The organism is Streptococcus sp. HSISS2, from assembly GCF_000448665.1.
Taxonomy (GTDB): Bacteria; Bacillota; Bacilli; order Lactobacillales; family Streptococcaceae; genus Streptococcus; species Streptococcus raffinosi.
In genome coordinates, this window is the sequence record NZ_CM002133.1 from 243,480 (window position 1) to 264,542 (window position 21,063).

General features: G+C 39.9%; 9 protein-coding genes, 1 other RNA gene and 9 pseudogenes. 14 read left to right on the plus strand and 5 right to left on the minus strand.

Annotated elements, in window-relative coordinates:
• Positions 1-15: 15 nt before the first annotated feature.
• Positions 16-2,306 (minus strand): annotated as a pseudogene (pbp1a, locus tag HSISS2_RS01240) (penicillin-binding protein PBP1A).
• Positions 2,306-2,902: a Holliday junction resolvase RecU gene (gene recU, locus HSISS2_RS01245; RefSeq protein ID WP_008535797.1), complete on the minus strand. Its 597-nt coding sequence runs from the start codon at positions 2,900-2,902 to the stop codon at positions 2,306-2,308. The pseudogene pbp1a and the gene recU overlap by 1 nt, the downstream one beginning before the upstream one ends.
• A gap of 76 nt (positions 2,903-2,978) precedes the next feature.
• Here recU and HSISS2_RS01250 point away from each other — a divergent pair, with 76 nt between their 5' ends.
• The 11 genes and pseudogenes from HSISS2_RS01250 to greA form a co-directional block, all read left to right on the plus strand.
• Complete coding sequence (locus HSISS2_RS01250) at positions 2,979-3,494, plus strand: DUF1273 domain-containing protein (protein ID WP_008535798.1); 516 nt, start codon at positions 2,979-2,981, stop codon at positions 3,492-3,494.
• Positions 3,495-3,601: 107 nt separating this feature from the next.
• On the plus strand, positions 3,602-3,934 hold the full coding sequence (gene gpsB / locus HSISS2_RS01255; RefSeq protein WP_021144976.1) for a cell division regulator GpsB: 333 nt from the start codon (positions 3,602-3,604) through the stop codon (positions 3,932-3,934).
• A gap of 15 nt (positions 3,935-3,949) precedes the next feature.
• Positions 3,950-4,317: RNase P RNA component class B (rnpB, locus tag HSISS2_RS10540), an RNA gene on the plus strand.
• Between the two features lie 148 nt (positions 4,318-4,465).
• Positions 4,466-5,632, plus strand: a complete 1,167-nt coding sequence (locus tag HSISS2_RS01260) for a class I SAM-dependent RNA methyltransferase (protein ID WP_004183740.1) — start codon at positions 4,466-4,468, stop codon at positions 5,630-5,632.
• A gap of 2 nt (positions 5,633-5,634) precedes the next feature.
• Positions 5,635-7,619, plus strand: a pseudogene (locus tag HSISS2_RS01265) (cell division site-positioning protein MapZ family protein).
• Between the two features lie 108 nt (positions 7,620-7,727).
• The gene (locus HSISS2_RS01270; RefSeq protein WP_021144979.1) at positions 7,728-10,823 is read left to right on the plus strand and encodes a DEAD/DEAH box helicase; all 3,096 of its coding nucleotides are present in this window, start codon (positions 7,728-7,730) and stop codon (positions 10,821-10,823) included.
• Between the two features lie 153 nt (positions 10,824-10,976).
• A pseudogene (locus tag HSISS2_RS01275) lies at positions 10,977-11,692 on the plus strand (hypothetical protein).
• A gap of 67 nt (positions 11,693-11,759) precedes the next feature.
• Positions 11,760-13,045 (plus strand): annotated as a pseudogene (gene murC, locus HSISS2_RS01280) (UDP-N-acetylmuramate--L-alanine ligase).
• Positions 13,046-13,104: 59 nt separating this feature from the next.
• The gene (locus HSISS2_RS01285) at positions 13,105-13,599 is read left to right on the plus strand and encodes a GNAT family N-acetyltransferase (protein WP_021144983.1); all 495 of its coding nucleotides are present in this window, start codon (positions 13,105-13,107) and stop codon (positions 13,597-13,599) included.
• 96 nt (positions 13,600-13,695) lie between these two features.
• A pseudogene (mltG, locus tag HSISS2_RS12150) lies at positions 13,696-15,666 on the plus strand (endolytic transglycosylase MltG).
• Positions 15,667-15,761: 95 nt separating this feature from the next.
• Positions 15,762-16,235, plus strand: a pseudogene (gene greA, locus HSISS2_RS01295) (transcription elongation factor GreA); the annotation flags it as partial.
• Positions 16,236-16,367: 132 nt separating this feature from the next.
• Here greA and yidC read toward each other — a convergent pair.
• Together yidC and HSISS2_RS01305 are read right to left on the minus strand one after the other, a co-directional pair.
• Positions 16,368-17,284 (minus strand): annotated as a pseudogene (gene yidC / locus HSISS2_RS01300) (membrane protein insertase YidC).
• Positions 17,285-17,369: 85 nt separating this feature from the next.
• On the minus strand, positions 17,370-17,648 hold the full coding sequence (locus HSISS2_RS01305; RefSeq protein ID WP_004183724.1) for an acylphosphatase: 279 nt from the start codon (positions 17,646-17,648) through the stop codon (positions 17,370-17,372).
• Positions 17,649-17,751: 103 nt separating this feature from the next.
• Between HSISS2_RS01305 and HSISS2_RS01310 the strand changes: the two are divergent.
• The 3 genes and pseudogenes from HSISS2_RS01310 (at position 17,752) to HSISS2_RS01320 (ending at position 19,806) form a co-directional block, all read left to right on the plus strand.
• Positions 17,752-18,488, plus strand: a pseudogene (locus HSISS2_RS01310) (RNA methyltransferase).
• A 102-nt stretch (positions 18,489-18,590) separates the two neighbouring features.
• On the plus strand, positions 18,591-19,094 hold the full coding sequence (locus HSISS2_RS01315) for an HD domain-containing protein (RefSeq protein WP_004183722.1): 504 nt from the start codon (positions 18,591-18,593) through the stop codon (positions 19,092-19,094).
• A gap of 101 nt (positions 19,095-19,195) precedes the next feature.
• Positions 19,196-19,806 (plus strand): annotated as a pseudogene (locus HSISS2_RS01320) (Bax inhibitor-1/YccA family protein).
• A gap of 37 nt (positions 19,807-19,843) precedes the next feature.
• Here HSISS2_RS01320 and HSISS2_RS01325 read toward each other — a convergent pair.
• Positions 19,844-20,980 (minus strand): DUF5105 domain-containing protein, encoded by a 1,137-nt coding sequence (locus HSISS2_RS01325; RefSeq protein ID WP_021144994.1) that lies wholly within the window; start codon positions 20,978-20,980, stop codon positions 19,844-19,846.
• Positions 20,981-21,063 lie beyond the last annotated feature (83 nt).

Here is a 21,063-nt window from a genome sequence, read left to right on the forward strand (position 1 = left end):
TCTTTTCGATTGCTTTTACTCATCAGCTGTAGAGGTGTTTGAATTTGAATGTTCAGAGCTGTTAGAACCCGATGTTGAAGGATTTGTTGATGCATCAGGGCCATACTGTTGACTATCTTGTGAGCTTGATGAATCACTGCTTTGACTTGAACCTAGGCTTGATGAAGAACTAGAAGTTCCAAGTGAACCTGTATAGACGTTTGATGTCGAAGAACCAGTAAGGAAGACATAGCTACCATTGTTATAAACACCGCTAGGCATATCAAAATCTTCAGAACCGGCACCATACATTTGGTTCAGATAGCTACTTGTGATACCGTAGATTTGTTTAGCGATATCAAGGTCTGAGCCATAAAGTGGAGTTTTACGGTTTTTATAACCTGTCCAAATGGCCATTGCATATTTAGTATTATAACCAACGAACGTTTCGTCAGGAACCATAAGGTCAGCATAGACACCACTTGATCGTTGTACTTGGTAGTACTCATCATCACCGTAGTTAGATGTACCTGTCTTACCGGCATTAATCGTACCAGGAACATAAGCTTCAGTCGCCGTACCACCTGTCAAAACCTGTTTCAACATGCTATTCATCATATAAGCTGTTTGTGGCGACATGGCCTTGGTACCTTTAGAATCAAATGATTTCGTTGAACCGTCTTCAAACTTAATTGAACTAATATAAGATGGTTTATAGTAAGTACCACCATTGGCAAAGGCTGCATAGGCGGCTGCCATCTTCTCACTTGAGGCACCATATTTAGAATCTGATGATGATGTTGAAGATGAGATGGCGTTTGAGTAGAACATCTCTGGGTATTCAATACCCAAATCTTTCAAGAAGGATTGAGCATACTCCAAACCAGTCGCTTGAAGGGCTTTAACCGCAGTGACGTTACGTGATTGTTGAAGCGCATAAGTCAGAGAGATGCTTCCGTAATACTTGTGGTCCCAGTCATAAACAGGAGTTGAAGTACCTGGGAAATTATAAGGGTTATCATAAACGGTAGTACCGGTGTTAGTGTATACCCCTTTTTCAATAGCAGGTGCGTAATCGGTGATAGGCTTCATTGTAGAACCCCAGTCACGGTCAGTTTGAACCGCTTGGTTTGTACCAAGGGCGATATTTTCGTCTTGGTGACGTGATCCCAATTGAGCAACCACATGTCCATTAGTAACATCAATGATAGTAGAAGCTACTTGAAGTTTATCGTCAGGATAAGCAATATAATCGTTTGAGTTGTAGACATTCCAAATGTATTTTGGATGTCAGGATTAAGGTTAGTGTAGACGTCCAATCCAGCTGAGTAGATGTCAGCATTAGCATCGTCAGATACTTGTTCAATAACTTGTTTAATGTAGTTATCTAAATAAGGTTCATAGCTAGCTTTTTTCGTAAGTGGGAGAAGGCCATCTGATACACTTGTTGCCTTTGCCTTCTCATACTCATCTTTAGAAATGTTTTTATCGTCATACATTTCTTTAAGAACAGTATTACGACGTTCTGTTGCCGCATCAGGATTAGCATACGGATCGTATTGGGATGGTGCCTGTGGGATACCAGCAAGCAAAGCAGCTTGAGCTATAGATAAATCACTCAAATCTTTACCGAAGTAAGATTTTGCAGCAGTCTTCATACCATAGTAACCGTTACCCATGTACACCTTGTTAACGTAGAAAGTCAAGATTTCTTGTTTAGTGAATTGACGCTCCATTTGAAGAGACAACCAGATTTCTTGAGATTTACGTTTAAGAGTTTGGTCTGAGGTATTTGTAGAGAAGTAAGCCAATTTAATCAACTGTTGGTCAAGTGTAGATCCCCCTTGGGTGCTACTATGACGAAGGTTATTAACGGCTGCTCCCATGATACGATAAACGTCAATACCACGGTGAGTAAAGAAACGCTTGTCTTCGATAGAAGTAATGGCATTAACGAGAGTTGTTGGAATTTCATCTGTTGATGCACTTTCACGTTTTTCAGACCCCAAGTCAGCGATAAGACTACCATTGGTATCGTAGATCTTACTTGAGTTTGTGGATTGAAGTTTGTTTTCGGTGAGTTTAGGGACACTGCTAACATAGTAAGCAAAGAGCCCACCACCTGCGATGACACAGATTACAAAGAAAGTTAGTAGTCCAATGAATCCGTATTTTGCAATACGCCAACCGAGACTTTGATCAGACGAAGCTGAACGCTTTCCTTTACTATAGCGAGAAGAATCTGAACGATTGATCTTTATGTTTTTAGCACGTTTAGTCAAACCGTTAAGTGATTCTTTAAAGTTGCTGAAATTAAATTTAGCCATTATGTGTTACCACCTAATAATTTTTCAATGATTTCTAAATAAGGAACTTGAGGATAAGCTGCTTCTGCAATTGCGTAGCCTCTTTTTTTGATATAATCAAGAGGCATTGATTTTGTCCCCTTATCAATCTGATAAAAGGCAATCAGGTCTTTAGCGGGCAGAAGGTAGGTTTCCTTAAGCGTTGAGAAATGAAGTAGCACAAAGCAAATCCCATCTTGATTGATAACCTGAGACATGTGTTCAATTTGATGCGCATGAAAATTTTTCATAGGCATCGATGTCTTTTGTCGTGTCTCTTTGGCTTCAAAATCAATGTAGTATCCTTTGTAAACACCAGAGTAATCGGTAGTGGAGGCTTGTCTAAAGTAAGCCTCTACAATCTTTGCTCTTGAACGCTTTGGATAATCAACTTTGACAATCTGAACAGGAGTGGGTTTTTTGTGAATAACAGCTAAACCACGTGACAAATAATAATCATTAGTCGCATTAATAGCAGATTCAAAGCTCATTCCCCGATTGGCAAAGTCAACACTATTGGATTTTTTAGGACGTGCCTGTGCAATCTTACGAGATATCTGATGGGGATAGTTTACCATTTCTTTCCCTTCTTCTTTATAAGATATGCATAAAGACTATTTCATTATACCATAAAATGAACGAGGAAAACAAGGAATGACATCACTACTGGTAACTGGCTATAAGAGCTTTGAACTTGGTGTTTTTAAAGATAATGATCCCAAGGTAACTATCATAAAAAAAGCTATTAAGCGTGATTTTAAGCGTTTTTTGGATGAAGGGGTAGACTGGATAATTTTTACTGGAAATCTTGGTTTTGAATTTTGGGCGTTGGAAGTGGCTAAGGAACTTCAAGAAGATTACTCTTTGAAATTAGCCACCCTTTTTCCATTTGAAACGCATGGGCAGAATTGGAATGAAGCGAATCAGGCCAAACTTGCAGCTTTTAAGCAGGTCGATTTTGTTAAGTATAGTTTTCCTGCCTACCAATCACCAGCTCAATTCAAACAGTTTAACCAGTTTCTCATTGACAATACCGATCAGGCCTATGTGTTTTATGAACCTGAAAATGAAACAAATCTGAAATATTTTTACGATATGATGTTAGAAGCAAAGGACTATCCTCTATCTAGGCTGACTTTTGATGACCTCAATGAGTTGATGTCAGAATAGGATATAATTGTTTTTTAAGCTTGCAATTTTATTATTTTTTCTGTATCATAAAAACATTAGACAGTAAAGTATTAGTAAGTTAGATAAGACAAGTATTGGAGAGTATCATGGCTAAAATTAATTTAACGCCCAAGAAAATCTACGAACAAGAATTTAAAACTAGTATGCGTGGGTACGATAAAAAAGAAGTTGATGAATTTCTAGATGATGTCATCAAAGACTATGGTGTTTATATTGCACTGGTTAAGGAACTGCAAGAGGAAAATGCAAAATTGAAGGCTAAAGCCTCAGCTGCTCCTGCGAGTCGTTCAGCTTATGCAAGTGCAACAAGTGAACCATCACGTGCCACTGCCAATGTAGCTTCATCTTCAAACTACGATATTTTAAAACGTATCAGTCGTTTGGAAAAAGAAGTCTTTGGAAAACAAATTGTCAAATAACTCTGGTTTTGTGCAATTTTTGGATAATCGCATGGTTGTTAGTCTTCCATGAGGAAAGTCCATGCTAGCACTGGCTGTGATGCCAGTAGTGTTTGTGCTAGGTGAATCAATAAGCCTAGGGACTTGATTCTCAAGTTACGGCGAGTGAACCGGCTAAGTCGTTGGATAGGTCTTAGTAGCTCTGAAAGTGCCACAGTGACGGAGTTTTTAGGGAAACCTAAAAAGTGGAACGCGGTAAACCCCTCAAGCTAGCAACCCAAACTTTGGTAGGGGCATGGGATGGCTGGAAACGAACGGACCATCCTGACTGCTTTGCAGTAGACAGATGATTATCGAAGGAAGTGGTGCCTAGTCACTTCTGGAACAAAACATGGCTTATAGAAAATTGCATATAGGTGAGGCTGAGACGCATGTCTCAGCCTTCTTTTAGCAAGAATTCCCTCATTTCAAATTTTTTAAGGATACAGAGGAAAAAGATAAGCGAGAGGTTAATGACATTTAGATTTGTAATGATTAGATAAAAGGGTAACAATGAAAGAAACATTTACATTAGTAGCAACGGCTGCGGCAGGCCTTGAAGCAGTGGTTGGACGTGAATTGCGTGAGTTAGGGTATGATACTCAGGTTGAAAATGGTAAGGTACGTTTTCAGGGTGATGTTCGTGCTATTGCTGAAACCAATCTTTGGTTGAGAGCTGCAGATCGCATTAAGATTGTGGTGGGTGAGTTTCCAGCACGTACCTTTGAGGAACTTTTTCAGGGGGTCTTTGCCTTAGATTGGGAGAATTACCTTCCCCTCGGAGCGAAGTTTCCAATTTCAAAGGCCAAATGTGTTAAATCAAAACTTCATAACGAACCATCTGTTCAGGCAATCTCCAAGAAAGCTGTCGTTAAGAAACTACAGAAGTATTTCCACCGTCCTGAAGGCGTACCCCTTCAAGAAACGGGTGCGGAATTTAAGATTGAAGTGTCTATCTTAAAGGATAAGGCTACGGTATTGATTGATACCACAGGTGCTAGTCTCTTTAAACGTGGTTACCGTACCGATAAGGGTGGAGCACCGATTAAAGAAAATATGGCGGCCGCCATTCTTGAACTGAGTAATTGGTATCCCGATAAACCCCTGATTGACCCGACTTGTGGTTCAGGTACCTTCTGTATTGAGGCGGCGCTAATTGGTATGAATATTGCTCCTGGATTTAATCGTGATTTTGCCTTTGAAGCCTGGAATTGGGTAGATAAAGATTTAGTACAGTCGGTCCGTGATGAAGCGGAAGGTAAGGCAAATTATGATGCTGAATTGGATATCATGGGTTGTGATATTGATGGCCGTATGGTTGAGATTGCTAGAGCTAACGCACGTGAGGCTGGTCTTGAAGATGTTATTAAATTGAAACAAATGCGTTTGCAAGACTTAAAAACGGATAAAATCAATGGTGTTATCATTTCAAATCCTCCTTATGGGGAGCGCTTGTTGGATGACAAGGCTGTGGATATCTTGTATAATGAAATGGGCAAAACTTTTGCGCCGCTTAAAACTTGGAGCAAGTTTATCTTGACCAGTGATGAACAATTTGAAAGTAAATACGGTATGAAAGCCGACAAAAAACGTAAGCTATATAACGGTACCCTTCGAGTTGATTTATATCAATATTTTGGAGAACGTGTTCGCCGTTCAGAGGCTAGAAAGGTAAATTAAACGTGTCAGAAGATAAAACACAAAATGGCTATGAAGGTAGCCAAAAACTAGATTTTCAAGAAGCTAAGGAAATGACAGTTGGTGAGGCTGTCCGCAAAGAAGCTGAGATTAATGCTGGTGTAACAGAAACGGATAGCATTTTGGATAAGTATATCAAGCAACACCGTGAAGAAGTTGCTTCTCAAAAATTCTCCAAAACAATTGAAGCTGATGGTGATACCTCACCTTTGGATGCCTTTATTCAAAAGCAACGTCAAGAATTTGCGGATTCAGGTTTAATTGGTCAATCAATGGCTAATGAGTCAATCAACTCAACAACAGCTACTGAAGAGGTTACACCGGTCACATTTGGTTTTAATGTCACTGATACTAAGGAAGAAGAGACTTCGCCTGCTGTTGATAGACAGTTGCCAGATGCTCCTGTGGAACCTGAGGTGATTGTTCAACCTGAAAGTCAAAGCTCTGAAACGGTTATCACTTCATTGAACGCAGATCGTTTTATCACATCAGAAGCAGAAAAATTTGATCTTGGCGATGCTATCGCAGAACCAGCTACTTCAGTTGAGCAACCGGTCTATAGCGAAGCAACTGTAGATAATATTGATGATAACAATCCTTTGATTGCGAACATTGATGATCCGCTACCCCAAGGCCCTGAAGTAGCTAATAGCAATACTCCTGAGCCCCAAGAGTCTAAGCCTTTGTTGGATGATGTTGCTATTTCACAAACCATTGATTTATCAGCCATTGCTGCATCGGTTGCAGGGGTAACAGGGGCTAAAGCTGATGATGAGACAGCGACACCAAAAGTTTCAATGAGTGTTAATCGTCCTTCAGCAGAAGAAAGAATCTCTTCAGAGTCTGTTTCACCATCTCATAAGGGTGCTTTTGATGATGATATTCCAGTTTACCGCCGTAAGGGAGTTGTCATCGGTGTTTTAACGGTTTTGGCTTTAGCTATAATTGGTGGGGGCTATGCTCTTTATCACGGCACTCATAGTCAATCTGCTAAAACTGCCAGCACGGCTTCTTCAGCAACGTCATCATCATCAAGCAAGGATACAGCAGCTGCGGATAATAAGGCCTTCGAAGAAATGTATAAGAATTTCTTCACAGATGATGAGCAAACAAAGCTTGCTAATGATCAATTTGGCAAGTTACCAGATTTGGAAAAACTGCTTAAAAAATTGGAAAAACCAAGTATTATGAGTCAGCTAAAACCAAATATGACAATTTGAAGAAACAAATTGAAGCAGTTCAAAAGATTAATAGTAAGTATGAGTCAGATGCTCTTGTAGATGGTAGCTACAATGGATCTATCTCTGTTAAATCTGACGCTAATTTCAATGATCTTCCAGAAAGTGTGACTACCACTGGTAACGCTAGTCTTGATAGTACCATTCAAGAAGCAATCAAGGGTGGTAAAACACAGCTTGAAGAAAAAGCTAAGGTTGCTAGTGCAACATCTGCGGCGACAGCTTCTGCCAGCGACAATACCGCTAGTCCTGCTGCACCATCAGGTGGTAACACATCTGGATCTGCTTCTAATACTGGTGATGCCACTGCGTCAAATACTTCTGGGGCTCAAAGTGATTCAGCTAACTCAGCTTCAACAGGTGTAGCTAGTGGAACTACAGGTGGTTCAGCTGCAGCTTCAACAATTGTGACACGAGGGATTACTAATTACAATCCATCTATCCTCCAACGTGATCGCTCACGAGTACCATACAACGCAAACGTCGTAGCGGACACAAGTAACCCAGCTTGGACTTGGGGAGATGGTATTCTTGATAAGGTTATCAGTACTTCACACTCACGTGGTTACTTCTCAGGAGATAACTTCATCCTTGAACCAGTTAACATCATCAATGGTAATGGTTACTACAACTTGTACCTTCCTGATGGAACTTACCTCTTTAGTATCAACTGTAAGACAGGTTACTTTGTTGGTAATGGTTCAGGACATTCAGACAAACTTGATTACTAATAAAAGTTGAGAACACTCCCTCAGGGAGTGTTTTTGATTTATCGTGATACAGGCCTAGTTTATAAGGAATTTGTGCTATAATAGAGGGATAGGATAGGGGTGAATACTATGGCAAAATTGATGCCGGGTAGAGTCCGTAATGAGGGTATTAAACTATTCGAAAAGGGCGTAATTACCATTCATCAGGTCTCAGAAACTCAATTGGACACAACAGTGGACCAACATCATTTAATTTATGCACTCAATGATTCTGAAATTACGTGTGACTGTGATGCTTTCGCTCAAAAAGGCTATTGTCCGCATTTGGCAGCGGTTGAGTATTATCTAAAAAATGATAAAGAAGGCCAGCGCCTCTTGGCAGAACTGGAAGAGGAACAAGAGTCCTCTCAAGGCCAAGAGCGAGGTCACTCTTTTGGTGGTTTATTTTTAGAAGGCCTTTCCCTGAATGAAGATGATACCGTTAGATATAGCTTGACGGTAGAGGGAGAGGAATCTACTTTTGGTTCAGAGATTTGGTGGAGTATACGTTTACGTCGCTTACCAGATGAACGTTCTTATGTTATTCGAGATATTCCTGCCTTTCTCAAACTTGTAGAGGCTGAGGGTTATTATCAGATAGGTAAGAACTACTATGAACCCCTATCGCTTATTCAATTTGACCAGGCTTCACAGGCATTTTTAAACTTCCTAGGACGGATGATTCCAGATGAAGCCAAGACTAATTTAGACTTTATTTTACCGAATAATGCACGACACCTTTGTCTCCCTTACGGTTTTTTTGAGGAAGGTTTGAGACGGATGCAAGATTTGGATGGCTTTAGGTTTGAATGGGAAGGAACCGAATATCGCCAACTTTTGGTCGAGGATTTGACTGCTGATGCTCAGCTCTTCTCGTTTGATATTTGTGTCGAGCCCAAGATGATTGAATTGACTGTCGCTGAGAAGAATAGTCAGGCCTTTTTTAATAATCGTATTCTCTTTTATCAAGGTGTTTTTTATCGTCTGAATCGAAAACAACAAAAACTTTTGGTTGGCTTACGCTCTCTTCCAATCGGAAGTGATTTGAATAAGCACGTCAGCTTTAATCTCGATGAACAAGCCATCTTGGCTGCTAGTCTTTTTGATTTTAGGACTATGGGGCCGGTTAAGGCACCAAAAGCTTTTAATATCAAGGATTTTACGCCCAGATTTCATTTCGATTTGAAGTCTGAAAATGAGGTTACCTTGGCACTGGCCTTTGATTTTGATGGTCTCCTCGTGAATAATCATCATGAGTTGAGCCATTTAGGCTTTACGAGTAATTATCGGCATGAACAGGCTGTTTTTCGTTTGATGGACAAGTATGGTTTCCCTCCCGATTTTCAATCAAACAAATTGTTAAATAGCAGCCAGGAACTCTATGATTTCTTCACCAACACTATTCCAGCTTTTGAAAATGCAGGTACGGTTCTGATTGGGGAGACTTTGCGTGACTTACGTGTTGAGCAGAGTCCACAAGTTCAGGTAGAGCGACAGGGAAATCTATTAGATATTTCTTTTGATTTTTCAAGTCTTGATGACGAGGACGTGGATCATGCTTTAGAAGCTTTGATGGAAAGCGCACCTTATTTCATCAATCGTAGTGGTCAATTGATTGTCTTTGATGAGGCGACGCATCGTGTTAGCGAGAGTCTAAAAAGCTTGAGGGCTCGTTATTCAGGACAGGGGCATCTGGAGCTGACTCAATTAGCTGCCTACCAATTAATGGATGCTCTTTCAGAGAATCATTCGGTTAGTTTTTCGAAGGATTTTCAACTGTTGACGCAACATTTGAGACATCCTGAAACCTTTGACTTACCGGCCTATCAGGTAGAAGTTGCGCTTCGTCCCTATCAGGAACGAGGTGTTCAGTGGCTGTCCATGTTGCACCACTATGGTTTTGGTGGCATTTTGGCCGATGATATGGGCTTGGGAAAAACCTTGCAGACCATTGCCTACCTCTCTGCACATTTGGAAGAGGGACAACGTGTCTTAGTTTTGTCACCTTCAAGCCTCATTTACAACTGGCAAGATGAATTTAAAAAATTTACGCCTCAGTTAGATGTAGCGGTTTCTTACGGACTCAAACCTAAACGTGATGACATTATTGCTGAGGATCATCAGATTATTATTACTAGTTATGCTTCCTTCCGTCAGGATTTTGAGGCATACAAGGCTGGTAAATATGATTATCTTATTTTAGATGAGGCTCAAGTCATGAAGAATACGCAAACAAAGATTGCGAAGTATCTTCGTGATTTCTCTGTTCCGCATTGTTTAGCCTTGTCTGGAACCCCTATTGAAAATCATTTATTGGAAATTTGGTCTATTTTTCAAATTATTCTTCCCGGACTTTTGCCTGCTAAAAAAGCTTTTCTTAAGTTGACACCTAAGGAAGTAGCCCGTTATATTTCACCCTTTATACTCAGACGAAAGAAGGAAGAGGTACTTCCTGATTTACCAGATTTAATTGAAGTGACTCACCAAAGTGAATTGTCGGATGATCAAAAGGCGATTTATTTGGCGCAATTGCAACAGATGCAGCAAGGTTTAATCTTGGCCAGTGACCAGGAAATCAATCGACGTAAGGTGGAAATCCTATCAGGTATTACCCGTCTTCGTCAAATCTGTGATACACCTGCTTTATTTATGGATTATGCTGGAGATAGTGGAAAAATAGATAGTCTGAGGGATCTGCTTAGTCAAATTAAAGAATCCGACCATCGAGTGCTTATCTTTTCACAATTTCGTGGCATGTTGGATATTACAGAAGGTCTTTTGGAAGAATTAGGCATTTCCTCTTATAAATTAACGGGGTCTACACCATCTGATAGTCGTCAGGAGATGACCAGAGCTTTTAATCAGGGAAGTCGAGATGCCTTCTTGATTTCTTTAAAAGCAGGAGGTGTGGGACTGAACCTAACGGGTGCCGATACTGTTATTCTCATTGACCTTTGGTGGAATCCAGCGGTGGAAATGCAGGCCATTAGTCGAGCCCATCGTATAGGTCAGGAACAAAATGTCGAAGTTTACCGTTTGATTACAAGAGGGACTATCGAAGAGAAAATTCTTGAGCTTCAAGAGGGCAAGAAAAACCTTGTCACGACAGTTTTGGATGGCAATGAAAGCCGTGCCAGCATGACAATTGAAGACATTAAAGAAATTCTTGGTATTGCAATATCTTAAATTGTTATAATTGATATTTCAATACTAAAATACAAAATCCTACTAGGCAAATCTTTTGAATTAGGCTATAATAGAATACTGCAAGACGTATCTACCCATTCTCGATTGTTTTATTAAGATACGCATCATCTCGAAAATGAAAGGAAGTCTTTTATGTATCGCCAAAGACGACAATTTCCGCTGATTCCAGACGGGGAATCTTGCTTGCAAGAACCGGTCTCTATGCGCCTATACGAAAACGAAGATTTAATCACAAATATCCGTGGCCCTTACCAAGAAAAGGACTACAATGATTTATTACCTAATTATGATTTCTTGTCAGCTAAGCCTAATAATCGTAAGAAAGAGTCAAAACGAGTGGAGACGCATGAAGCTGGTATGACTTACGCTGAGGAAGCCCGTGAAAAGGCTAAGCGTGATGTTCGTGAGAAACGCCAAAAATTCTTACGCCAAGAGGTTCAACAAACGAAACATACGACTAGCCGTCAATTGGTTACTAAGCCTAAGGAAGAAGTTAAACCAAACTTTGAGGCTACAGTTGAACCAGCTGCTATCACGACGGATAAAAAACCTGTGACAGCATCTATCTTGGGTGCTCCGGTAAGTGCTATCAAGAGAACTTTGGCACCTAATGGTAAACATTCAAAGATTCATCATTTGGCCAATCGTCTGCAACAAGATACTTATATCTTGGCAGAAGTGGCTCCAACTTATCAACAGCCTAGTAACCCTTCTCGTAAGAATGTCAAGAAAATAGTTATGATTTCTTGAAACGTAGCCAGGTTTACAATTATCCAGAACGTCAAACTTACCGTGAACACCGAATTGCTCAAGAATTGAATTTGACGCATTTAGAAGACGCAAACTAATCGCAATGCGATTGTAAGGAGAAACTATGTCAAAACTTATCATTTTATTGGAATTAAAGGATCTGGTATGTCAGCTTTGGCTTTGATGCTCCACCAAATGGGACACAAAGTTCAAGGTTCAGATGTGGAAAAGTATTACTTCACCCAACGTGGTCTTGAACAAGCAGGTATTCCTATTCTTCCTTTCGATGAAAAAACATCACAGATGATGTTGAATTGATTGCTGGGAATGCTTTTCATGAAGATAACAACATTGAAATTGCCTATGCCGTTAAAAATGGTTATAAGTTCAAGCGTTACCATGAGTTTTTGGGTCATTTCATGAACCAGTTCACTAGCTTTGGTGTGGCTGGTGCACATGGTAAGACTTCTACAACAGGTCTTTTGTCACATGTTATGAAAAATATCACAGATACATCATACCTTATTGGTGATGGAACAGGCCGTGGTTCTGCCAATGCGCAATACTTCGTCTTTGAAGCTGATGAATATGAACGTCATTTCATGCCGTACCACCCTGCTTACTCAATTATCACCAACATTGACTTTGACCATCCAGATTACTTTACAAGTATTGATGATGTTTTCTCAGCTTTTGATGATTATGCAAAGCAAGTACAAAAAGGGCTCTTTGTTTATGGTGAGGATTCTTACCTCCGTAAAATCACTTCTAATGCACCGATTTACTACTATGGCTTTGAAGAAAATGATGACTTCATGGCTACAGATATCGTTCGTACAACGACAGGATCTAATTTCAAGGTGAAACATGATGGACAAATCATAGGGGAATTCCATGTGCCAGCCTACGGACGTCACAATATCTTGAATGCAACTGCGGTTATCGCTAACATGTATGTAGCTGGTTTTGATATGGCCTTGGTTGCTGAACATCTTAATACTTTCTCAGGTGTTAAACGTCGTTTCACAGAGAGAATCATCAACGGGACTGTTATTATTGATGACTTTGCTCATCATCCAACTGAAATCATTGCTACGCTTGATGCAGCACGTCAAAGGTACCCATCCAAAGAAATTGTTGCCATTTTCCAACCACATACCTTTACACGTACCATTGCATTGCTTGATGAATTTGCTGAAGCTTTGAATGAGGCGGATGCGGTTTATTTAGCGAAAATTTATGGTTCAGCGCGTGAAGTGGACCATGGAGATGTTAAGGTTGAAGACCTTGCGGCTAAAATTAAAAAGCCTGCTAAAGTTGTTACAGTTGAAAATGTTTCGCCTCTTCTTGACCATGACAATGCTGTCTATGTCTTTATGGGAGCAGGAGATATCCAACTTTATGAACGTTCGTTCGAAGAGCTACTTGCGAGCTTGCAAACACATATGTAATAGATTAAGAGCTGTAGCGATTTCGCTCAGCTTTTTCTCTTGATAGAAAGGAAATTGATATGCTTATTCGACACGCCCGAAAGGAAGACTGGGCCGATGTGGTTCGTATTGAACAGGACAATTTTTCGCCTGAAGAGGCTGCAACACCAGGGGCTATTTTAGAGCGCCTAGAGACTATTTGTGATACCTTCTTAATTGCTGAGATTGATGGTAAGGTGGCTGGTTATATCGAAGGACCTGTAATTGATAAGCGTTACTTAACAGACGACTTGTTTCATAAGGTAACTCCGAATGCCAGTGAAGGAGGTTTTATCGCAGTCACTAGTTTATCTGTCTCAAAAGAGTTTAAAGGGCAGGGTGTTGGGACGGCCTTAATTGCAGCACTTAAAGATCTGGCTATTGCACAAAAGCGTCAAGGGATTAGTTTGACTTGTCATGATTATCTTATTGTTTATTATGAAATGAATGGTTTCACTGATGAGGGAGAATCAGAATCAAATCATGGAGGTAGCTCATGGTACAATTTGGTCTGGGAAAAGTCTAAATCCCAGTGATTTCAGTATTAAGTTACTGTGACAAAGGGCTAATTGATTTGCATTAACTGACTTTTTAAGATATAATGGCGTTTGTTACTATAGAGGAGGTATGCCTTGACGGACAAGTTTAATGAACACTCGGAATCTGTTGAAGATAGTTTAAGTTTTAAACATCAGATTCTTCGAGATTTACAAGAAGCAACACGGCTCCGTTCTCTTCGTGAGGAGGAGCATAATAAAAGTGCAACTATGCCCAAGACACCACTTTCAACGTCAGCTGACAGCCAAAATACTCATACGGAATCAGCATCTAATAAAGTAAGTAACCAAGATTTTAGTTCGCATGCTGTTTCTGACAGTGATACAGCTAAATCTATGACTTCTGAGTCGAAACCAGATGTCCAAGGGAGTGTTAGTTTGTCTTCTCAGTCTCAAGCTGAGTCCTTAGGAGCTGACAGTCATTCAAAATCAGTATCTAGCCTAAAAGAACCACTTAATGAGGAGAAGATTACCGATATTCCTCAACCCAAGGTAACTTCGAAACGTCGTTTCCAACGTCCAGTTTGGGAAACAAGTCTTGATGCGGCCTCTGAGGAGGAATACATCCCTGCAGATGTTGCTCAGGAGCTCATTGAAGCTAAGTCTAAAGAAGCTATTTACACAGACCCTAAAGAATTGGAGGCCAAGATGACCTCAGATCTTAAAAAGAAGATTTCTTGAAAGAACATCAGGTGACAAGTGATAACGCTGTACCAGAGGAGACTCAGCCAGATGCAGTCACTAAAGACAAAGAGGAGGATGAGAGCATTGCTCTAACAGCTTCTGATAAACCTGAAAAGAAAAAGCGTAAGAAAACAAAAAGAAAAAGGCTTCGCAGAAAGATGCCATCCCTGATAAAGTTGACGACGAAGAGCCAATTTCACGTTCTAACCGAAATCAAAAGCGTAATAAGAATAACCGTCGTGCTGGGAAGATTGCACGAAATATTATTATCTTCTTGATTCTTATCTTGTCACTAGCAGGTTTCTTTGGTTACCGTTACGTTAGTCAAGCTGTAGGGGCAAAGGATGCTAATTCTACTAAGTTTATCAGTGTTGAAATTCCTAAAAATTCAGGTAGTAGTTACATCGGTCAACTCCTAGAATCAGCTGGTGTTATTAAGTCTGGTAAGGTCTTTAATTACTATACCAAGTTTAAGAATGTTTCAAATCTAAAAAGTGGTTACTATAACCTCCAAGCCAGCATGACCATGGATGAAATTATTGAGGCCCTTCAGAAAAAAGGAAGTGATAAACCTCAGGAGCCATCTCTTGGCACAGTCTTGGTTAAAGAAGGATATACGATTGATCAAATCGCCAAGGCAGTAGAAGTTAATTCATCAGCTAAAAAGGGTAAAAATCATCGACTGGACTAAAGGCTAAAGACTTCTTGAAACTTATGAAGGATGATGCTTTCATTTCTAAGATGAAAACCAAGTATCCAACCTTGTTGGCTAATCTTCCGGACTCTAACCAGGCTAAATATGTTCTTGAAGGTTATTTATTCCCAGCAACTTATAATATCCATGATGATACAACGGTGGAATCTTTAGCAGAGGAAATGTTGTCTACGATGAACACTTATCTATCGCCTTACTATGCTACGATTTCATCAAGTAATCATAATGTAAATGAAGTTTTGACCCTGGCATCTCTCGTTGAAAAAGAGGGAGCTACGGATGATGACCGTAAAAACATTGCTAGCGTCTTCTATAATCGTCTTAGCTCAGACATGGCCTTGCAAAGTAACATCGCAGTTCTTTATGCCCTTGGAAAACTTGGGCAAGAGACGACTCTAAAGGAAGATGCAAACATTGACACAAGTATTGACTCTCCTTATAATGATTATGTTCATAAGGGGTTGATGCCAGGTCCTGTAGACAGTCCGAGTCTATCAGCGATTGAAGCAGTGATTAATCCATCATCTTCTAAGTATATGTACTTTGTAGCAGACGTGACCAATGGAAGTGTCTATTTTGCGGAAAATTATGAAGACCATCAACATAATGTTGAAACTTATATTAATAGCAAGATAAAAGATAAATAGTCTCATTGACTAATCAAAATCAAGGAAACAAGTAGTAATCTTGTTTCCCAAGCCAATCGGCTTAACAACAATAGAAAAGAGATAAACATGGCAGAAAAACATATGTAATGACCCTAGCAGAGAAAGAACAACTTGAAGCAGAATTGGAGGAGTATAAACTCGTCCGTCGTCCAGAGGTTGTAGAACGTATCAAGGTGGCCCGTTCTTACGGAGACCTTTCAGAAAACTCTGAGTATGAAGCAGCTAAAGATGAACAAGCTTTTGTTGAAGGTCAAATTCAAATTCTTGAAACAAAAATTCGTTATGCAGAGATTGTTGATAGTGACGCTGTTGCGAATGATGAAGTTGCTATTGGTAAAACAGTAGTCGTTCAAGAAGTTGGTACAAGCGATAAAGATACCTATCATATTGTTGGTGCAGCTGGTGCCGACATCTTCTCAGGTAAGATTTCAAATGAAAGTCCAATTGCTCAAGCCTTGATTGGTAAGAAAGTTGGAGATAAGGTAGCTATCGAGTCACCAGCGGGTAGTTATTCTGTTGAGATTCTTAGCGTTGAAAAAACAGCCTAAGCTAACGTAGCTCTTCCTAGGAAGGGCTTTTGTTTGCTGTTAATATAGATGTAATCTAAAGAATGGCTAATAAGGTATGCCTCAAAATAACATAAGAAAAACTCTCTCGGAATTGCCAAGAGAGTTGATGCATTATTTTCGATTTTGCTTACCGGCGTTACGGTTTTTCTTTGGTTTATTAGCAATAGCTTGAGTATTTTTAGGTGTCACATCTTTGCGAGTGCCTGGTGTTTTACGAGGTGCTTTTGGAGGATTCTTTGCAAACTCTTCAGCAACCTTTTCTTGCAAGCGAGGCTTAATAACATAGTTGGTAATCAATTGTTGGATAATAGAGAAGATACCACCGACAAACCAGTAGAGGATTACAGCTGCAGGAGAGCTGATACCAAAGACAATCATCATGATTGGCATACTGTACATAGTTACTGCCATTTGCTTACGTTGTTCCTCAGGAACTTGTTGAATAGACAACCAAGATTGGAAGTAGTAAAGGGCAGCAATAATGATGATCAATGGGAAGTCACGGCTATTAAGATTAAACCAGAGGAAGTGATCATGTAGTACACCAGGAGTGTAACGAGCAGCATAGTAGAGAGCTGAGAAAAATGGAAGTTGAATCAATAAAGGCAGACAACCAACGCCCCCATCAAGCTGACACCATTTTCACGTTGAGCCTGCATGAGTTCAGATTGGGCAGCCATCTTTTCTTCTTGAGTTTTAGCATTGCGCAAACGTTCGTTGATTGGTTCCAAGATAGGTGCAAGGTATTCACGTTTTGCGGCTTGGTAGGCTGCACCACGAGATTGATGAAGACCAAGTGGCAAGATAATCAAACGAACAATGATGGTTACGAAGACGATACCAAGTCCAAACCCAAGTCCTAGATTATTTGCAAAGTAGGTGATGATGTGGCTCATTGGGCGACCAAGAAGGTTCCAGACCCAACCAGTAGGATTACCAGATTTATCAAGGCTCACACATCCTGATAGGAAGAAAAGCATGCTGGTAGCAAGCCCCATGAGGGCTAGTCGTTTTTGATTTTTATTCACAATATCATTCCTTTTGTTTTTAGTTATACCTGTCTATTTTACCCTTTTTTAGGAAAGAGAACAAGCTAAAAATGATAGTCCTATCTTAATTGGCCATGCGAAAATCACTGTAATTAGAGAAGTTAGCCATGGTGACATCAACGTAGGTCACCTTAGACCATTTTGAAGGTCCCTTTCGAACTTCTTGAATAAATTTGGCCAATTTGGCAGGCTGGTCAGATTGTGCTAGAATTTCAACTGTCCCGTCATCGTTATTCCAGACCCGGCCGTAGATGTCACCGATTTCTAATGCCAAGGCATAAGTTGAGTAGCGAAAGCCAACGCCTTGCACCCTTCCTGAGACAATTAATCTTACTTTTTGCATGGTCTATGACCTCCTATTTGAAAGCTCTTTCTTTTAGTATAATCCTTGCTATAAAGTCGGTCAAGCCCAAGATTTATCAAGGAATTTTTGCTATAATGAGGGTATGGAAATCATTCAATCAAAGCAAAATGCTAGCATTAAGACTGCTAGAAAATTATTGCAAGGCAAGCATCGTAAAACTAGCTATCTTTTAGAAGGATGGCATCTTTTTGAGGAGGCCAAAGCAAGTGGTGCTGAGATTCTTCAAGTTTTCGTGCTTGAGGAGATGGCAGATCGTGTGGTAGATGTATCTAAGGTCAAGTTAGTCAGCCCCGAGGTACTTAAGGAGCTCTGTGAAACTCAGACGCCTCAGGGAATCGTGGCAGAAGTTGCTAAAGAATCTCAGAGTCTGCCAGAGTCTCTTTCAGGTAAGTATCTTCTCTTGGAGGATGTGCAGGATCCTGGAAATGTTGGAACAATGATTCGTACAGCAGATGCAGCGGGTTATGACGGAGTTTTTTGTCGGACAAATCGGCTGATATTTATAATCAGAAGACTCTACGTTCCATGCAGGGAAGTCATTTTCACCTACCAATCTATCGCGGACCAATTTTTGAGATGATTGAGACTTGCCAAAAACAAGGTTTTCCCATCCTGGCAACGACACTTTCAACTGTTTCCGTTGACTATAGAGCAGTTAAGACAGATGGCAATTTTGCCCTAGTGATGGGAAATGAGGGCCAGGGAATTAGTCAGGATATGGCTGAGTCTGCGAATCAACTTGTACATATTAATATGCCAGGTCAAGCAGAAAGCTTAAATGTTGCTGTGGCAGCAGGAATCCTCATGTTTAGTCTCTAGGTCTCAGGGATGATTTTAGACGAAAAAGGCGCACCTTTTAAAGTAAATTTAAGCTCTAGTGGTATAATGAAGAAGCATTAGAAACGTTAATGAGGTATTATTATGAAACGACCAGAAGACGATAAAGAATTCATGGAAGTTGTGGGACATTTGATCTCACACCCACGTTTTCAAAAATTGGATGGAATTGTACAGCATCACCATTCGACACGTTTGAAACACTCGGTCAATGTTAGTTATACCAGCTACAAGATTGCTAAAAAATTTGGCTGGGATGCTAAGAGTACTGCTCGTGGTGGTCTTTTACATGACTTTTTCTATTATGATTGGCGGGTGACCAAATTTAATAAGAGTCATGCTTGGGTGCATCCACGTATTGCTGTGCGTAACGCTAGGAAGCTTGTTAATCTAAACAAAAAAGAAGAGGACATTATCCTCAAGCATATGTGGGGAGCAACGATTGCCCCACCAAAATATAAGGAATCTTATATTGTTACCATGGTAGATAAGTATTGGGCGGTTAAGGAAGCGGCGACACCCTTACGAAACCGAATTAAAAATCGTAAGCATTTTCGTCGTAAGGCGCTACAAAGTCACCACCATTAATTTATTATTTTAAGGAGATATTTATGGAATCCAATGCAATTTATACAACTAGTGATGCGGGATTAAACCGCTTTTTCGGAAAAATTTATGGCCTTGTTGGTATGGGAGTAGGTCTATCAGCAGTCATTTCTTATTTAATGTTGGGCCCCTTCTCACATCTTTTTGTTAATATTCTCATGAACTATTCTTGGGTTTATATGGCAGCCATTTTTGTTGAGTTAGCTCTGGTTTTTTTGGCTAGTGGTGCTGCACGAAAGAATACACCTGCGGCCCTGCCGTTATTCTTAGTTTATTCAGCTTTGAATGGTTTTACATTAAGTTTTATCATTGTCCAATACACGCAGGCTACTGTTTTTCAAGCCTTCATTAGTACTGCGATTGTCTTCTTTACCATGTCACTTATTGGTATTTCTGTAAAACGTGATTTGTCAGGAATGGCTAAATTCCTTATGGCAGCCTTGATTGGGATTATTGTTGCCAGCTTGGTAAACATTTTTTAGCAAGTGGTACAATGAGCTTCATCATTAGTATTATATCGGTCCTCATTTTTTCTGGATTAATTGCTTATGATAACCAAATGATTAAAAAGGTTTATTACGCTATGAATGGTCAGGTCTCAGATGGCTGGGCGGTTTCAATGGCGTTGAGTCTCTACTTAGATTTTATTAACCTATTCTTAAATATCTTACGACTCTTTGCAAGTCGTGACTAGTTAAAAAAATCAGCCAAACGGCTGATTTTTTTGATGATTAACGATAACTTGTAAGTGTTCCTTGTTGCCCTGTGTATGCATAGAAGAGAGGGTAGTGTTCCCAATTTCCTACATAGTTTTCTTTATCTGGGAAGGTCCATTTATCATCTTTTTTGGTTAGTTCGACTGAATAACCATCAAATACATTAGTTCCTTCAGTTTTTGGCGTTGATGGATTGACTTCTTTGATTGAATTAGGCAAGTAAGTTTCCATGTAGTATTGCTTGGTCAATTGGTCGACATTATCAGCGTTAGCTCCCTTACCTTGCAGATAGTTTTTAAGCTCATCTGTGAGATTTGGATGGCTAGTAACATAGGCATCGTCAGCTTCTTTCATACTAATGGTTGACAAATCAAGGTTAAATTCTGCCTTATCCTTAGTAACAATAATATTGTCAACAGTATAATGACCACGCTCACGGTTAGCAGTCTGAACCCAGTCGAAAACTTTTGGAACTTCATCTCCAGTTGGTTTGATATTGCCAGTTCCTTCATAACTGTATTGAAGGTGATCTGAGAAATATTGGCTGAGTTCGCCTTTAGACTTGTCTAAATCGTTAGAGACAAACTTGCTGTAGTCCTTACTCTTTCCGCCTAGAAGAACAGCACTGAAATATGCATCTACAGCCTTTTTAACATTAGTAGTTGCGTTACCGTCAAAGCCTTTTAGGTCGGTAGAAACAGTTTCGCCCTCGGTTTTTTCATCTTTAGATTCAAAGTATAGTTTATAGGTTTGGTTGTTTTTAACTTCGAAGAAGAGGGATGCAGACTTATAGTCGTCTGATTCAACTTTTCCAAAATCATCCGTAGCGTCCTTGACGTCCTTATTCTTCTTAAAGAGAGAAGGTAGGTCACTCTTGTCAAGCTTACTTGCTGTGACTTTTTTACCATCTTTATCTTTGAGGTAGAATTGTTTAGCAGATGTTTTCAAATCTTTTTCCATATCTTCAGAAGTATTCTCAAGTTTAAAAGATACTTCAATCAGACTTTGGTTATCCTTAAGTTTGAGGTTGCTTCCTGACATCTGAACGACATCATTAACAGATAACTTGGCATCGAGTTTTGGCTTGGCACATGCTGATAATGTCAAGATGGTTGCTAGAGCAAGTGCCCCAGAGTAAAGATATTTTTTCATAAATAATCTCCCATTTTTTTGTTTAAGTGATATGTCTATTGTAACATGAAAACCCCATCAAGATGATTAGAATTTTGGTTTTC

Excerpts from the sequence above, each read along its gene's own strand:
- recU (WP_008535797.1), bottom strand. The coding sequence starts at position 2,902 with ATGGTAAACTATCCCCATCAGATATCTCGTAAGATTGCACAGGCACGT.
- HSISS2_RS01250 (WP_008535798.1), top strand. The coding sequence starts at position 2,979 with ATGACATCACTACTGGTAACTGGCTATAAGAGCTTTGAACTTGGTGTT.
- gpsB (WP_021144976.1), top strand. The coding sequence starts at position 3,602 with ATGGCTAAAATTAATTTAACGCCCAAGAAAATCTACGAACAAGAATTT.
- HSISS2_RS01260 (WP_004183740.1), top strand. The coding sequence starts at position 4,466 with ATGAAAGAAACATTTACATTAGTAGCAACGGCTGCGGCAGGCCTTGAA.
- HSISS2_RS01270 (WP_021144979.1), top strand. The coding sequence starts at position 7,728 with ATGGCAAAATTGATGCCGGGTAGAGTCCGTAATGAGGGTATTAAACTA.
- HSISS2_RS01285 (WP_021144983.1), top strand. The coding sequence starts at position 13,105 with ATGCTTATTCGACACGCCCGAAAGGAAGACTGGGCCGATGTGGTTCGT.
- HSISS2_RS01305 (WP_004183724.1), bottom strand. The coding sequence starts at position 17,648 with ATGCAAAAAGTAAGATTAATTGTCTCAGGAAGGGTGCAAGGCGTTGGC.
- HSISS2_RS01315 (WP_004183722.1), top strand. The coding sequence starts at position 18,591 with ATGAAACGACCAGAAGACGATAAAGAATTCATGGAAGTTGTGGGACAT.
- HSISS2_RS01325 (WP_021144994.1), bottom strand. The coding sequence starts at position 20,980 with ATGAAAAAATATCTTTACTCTGGGGCACTTGCTCTAGCAACCATCTTG.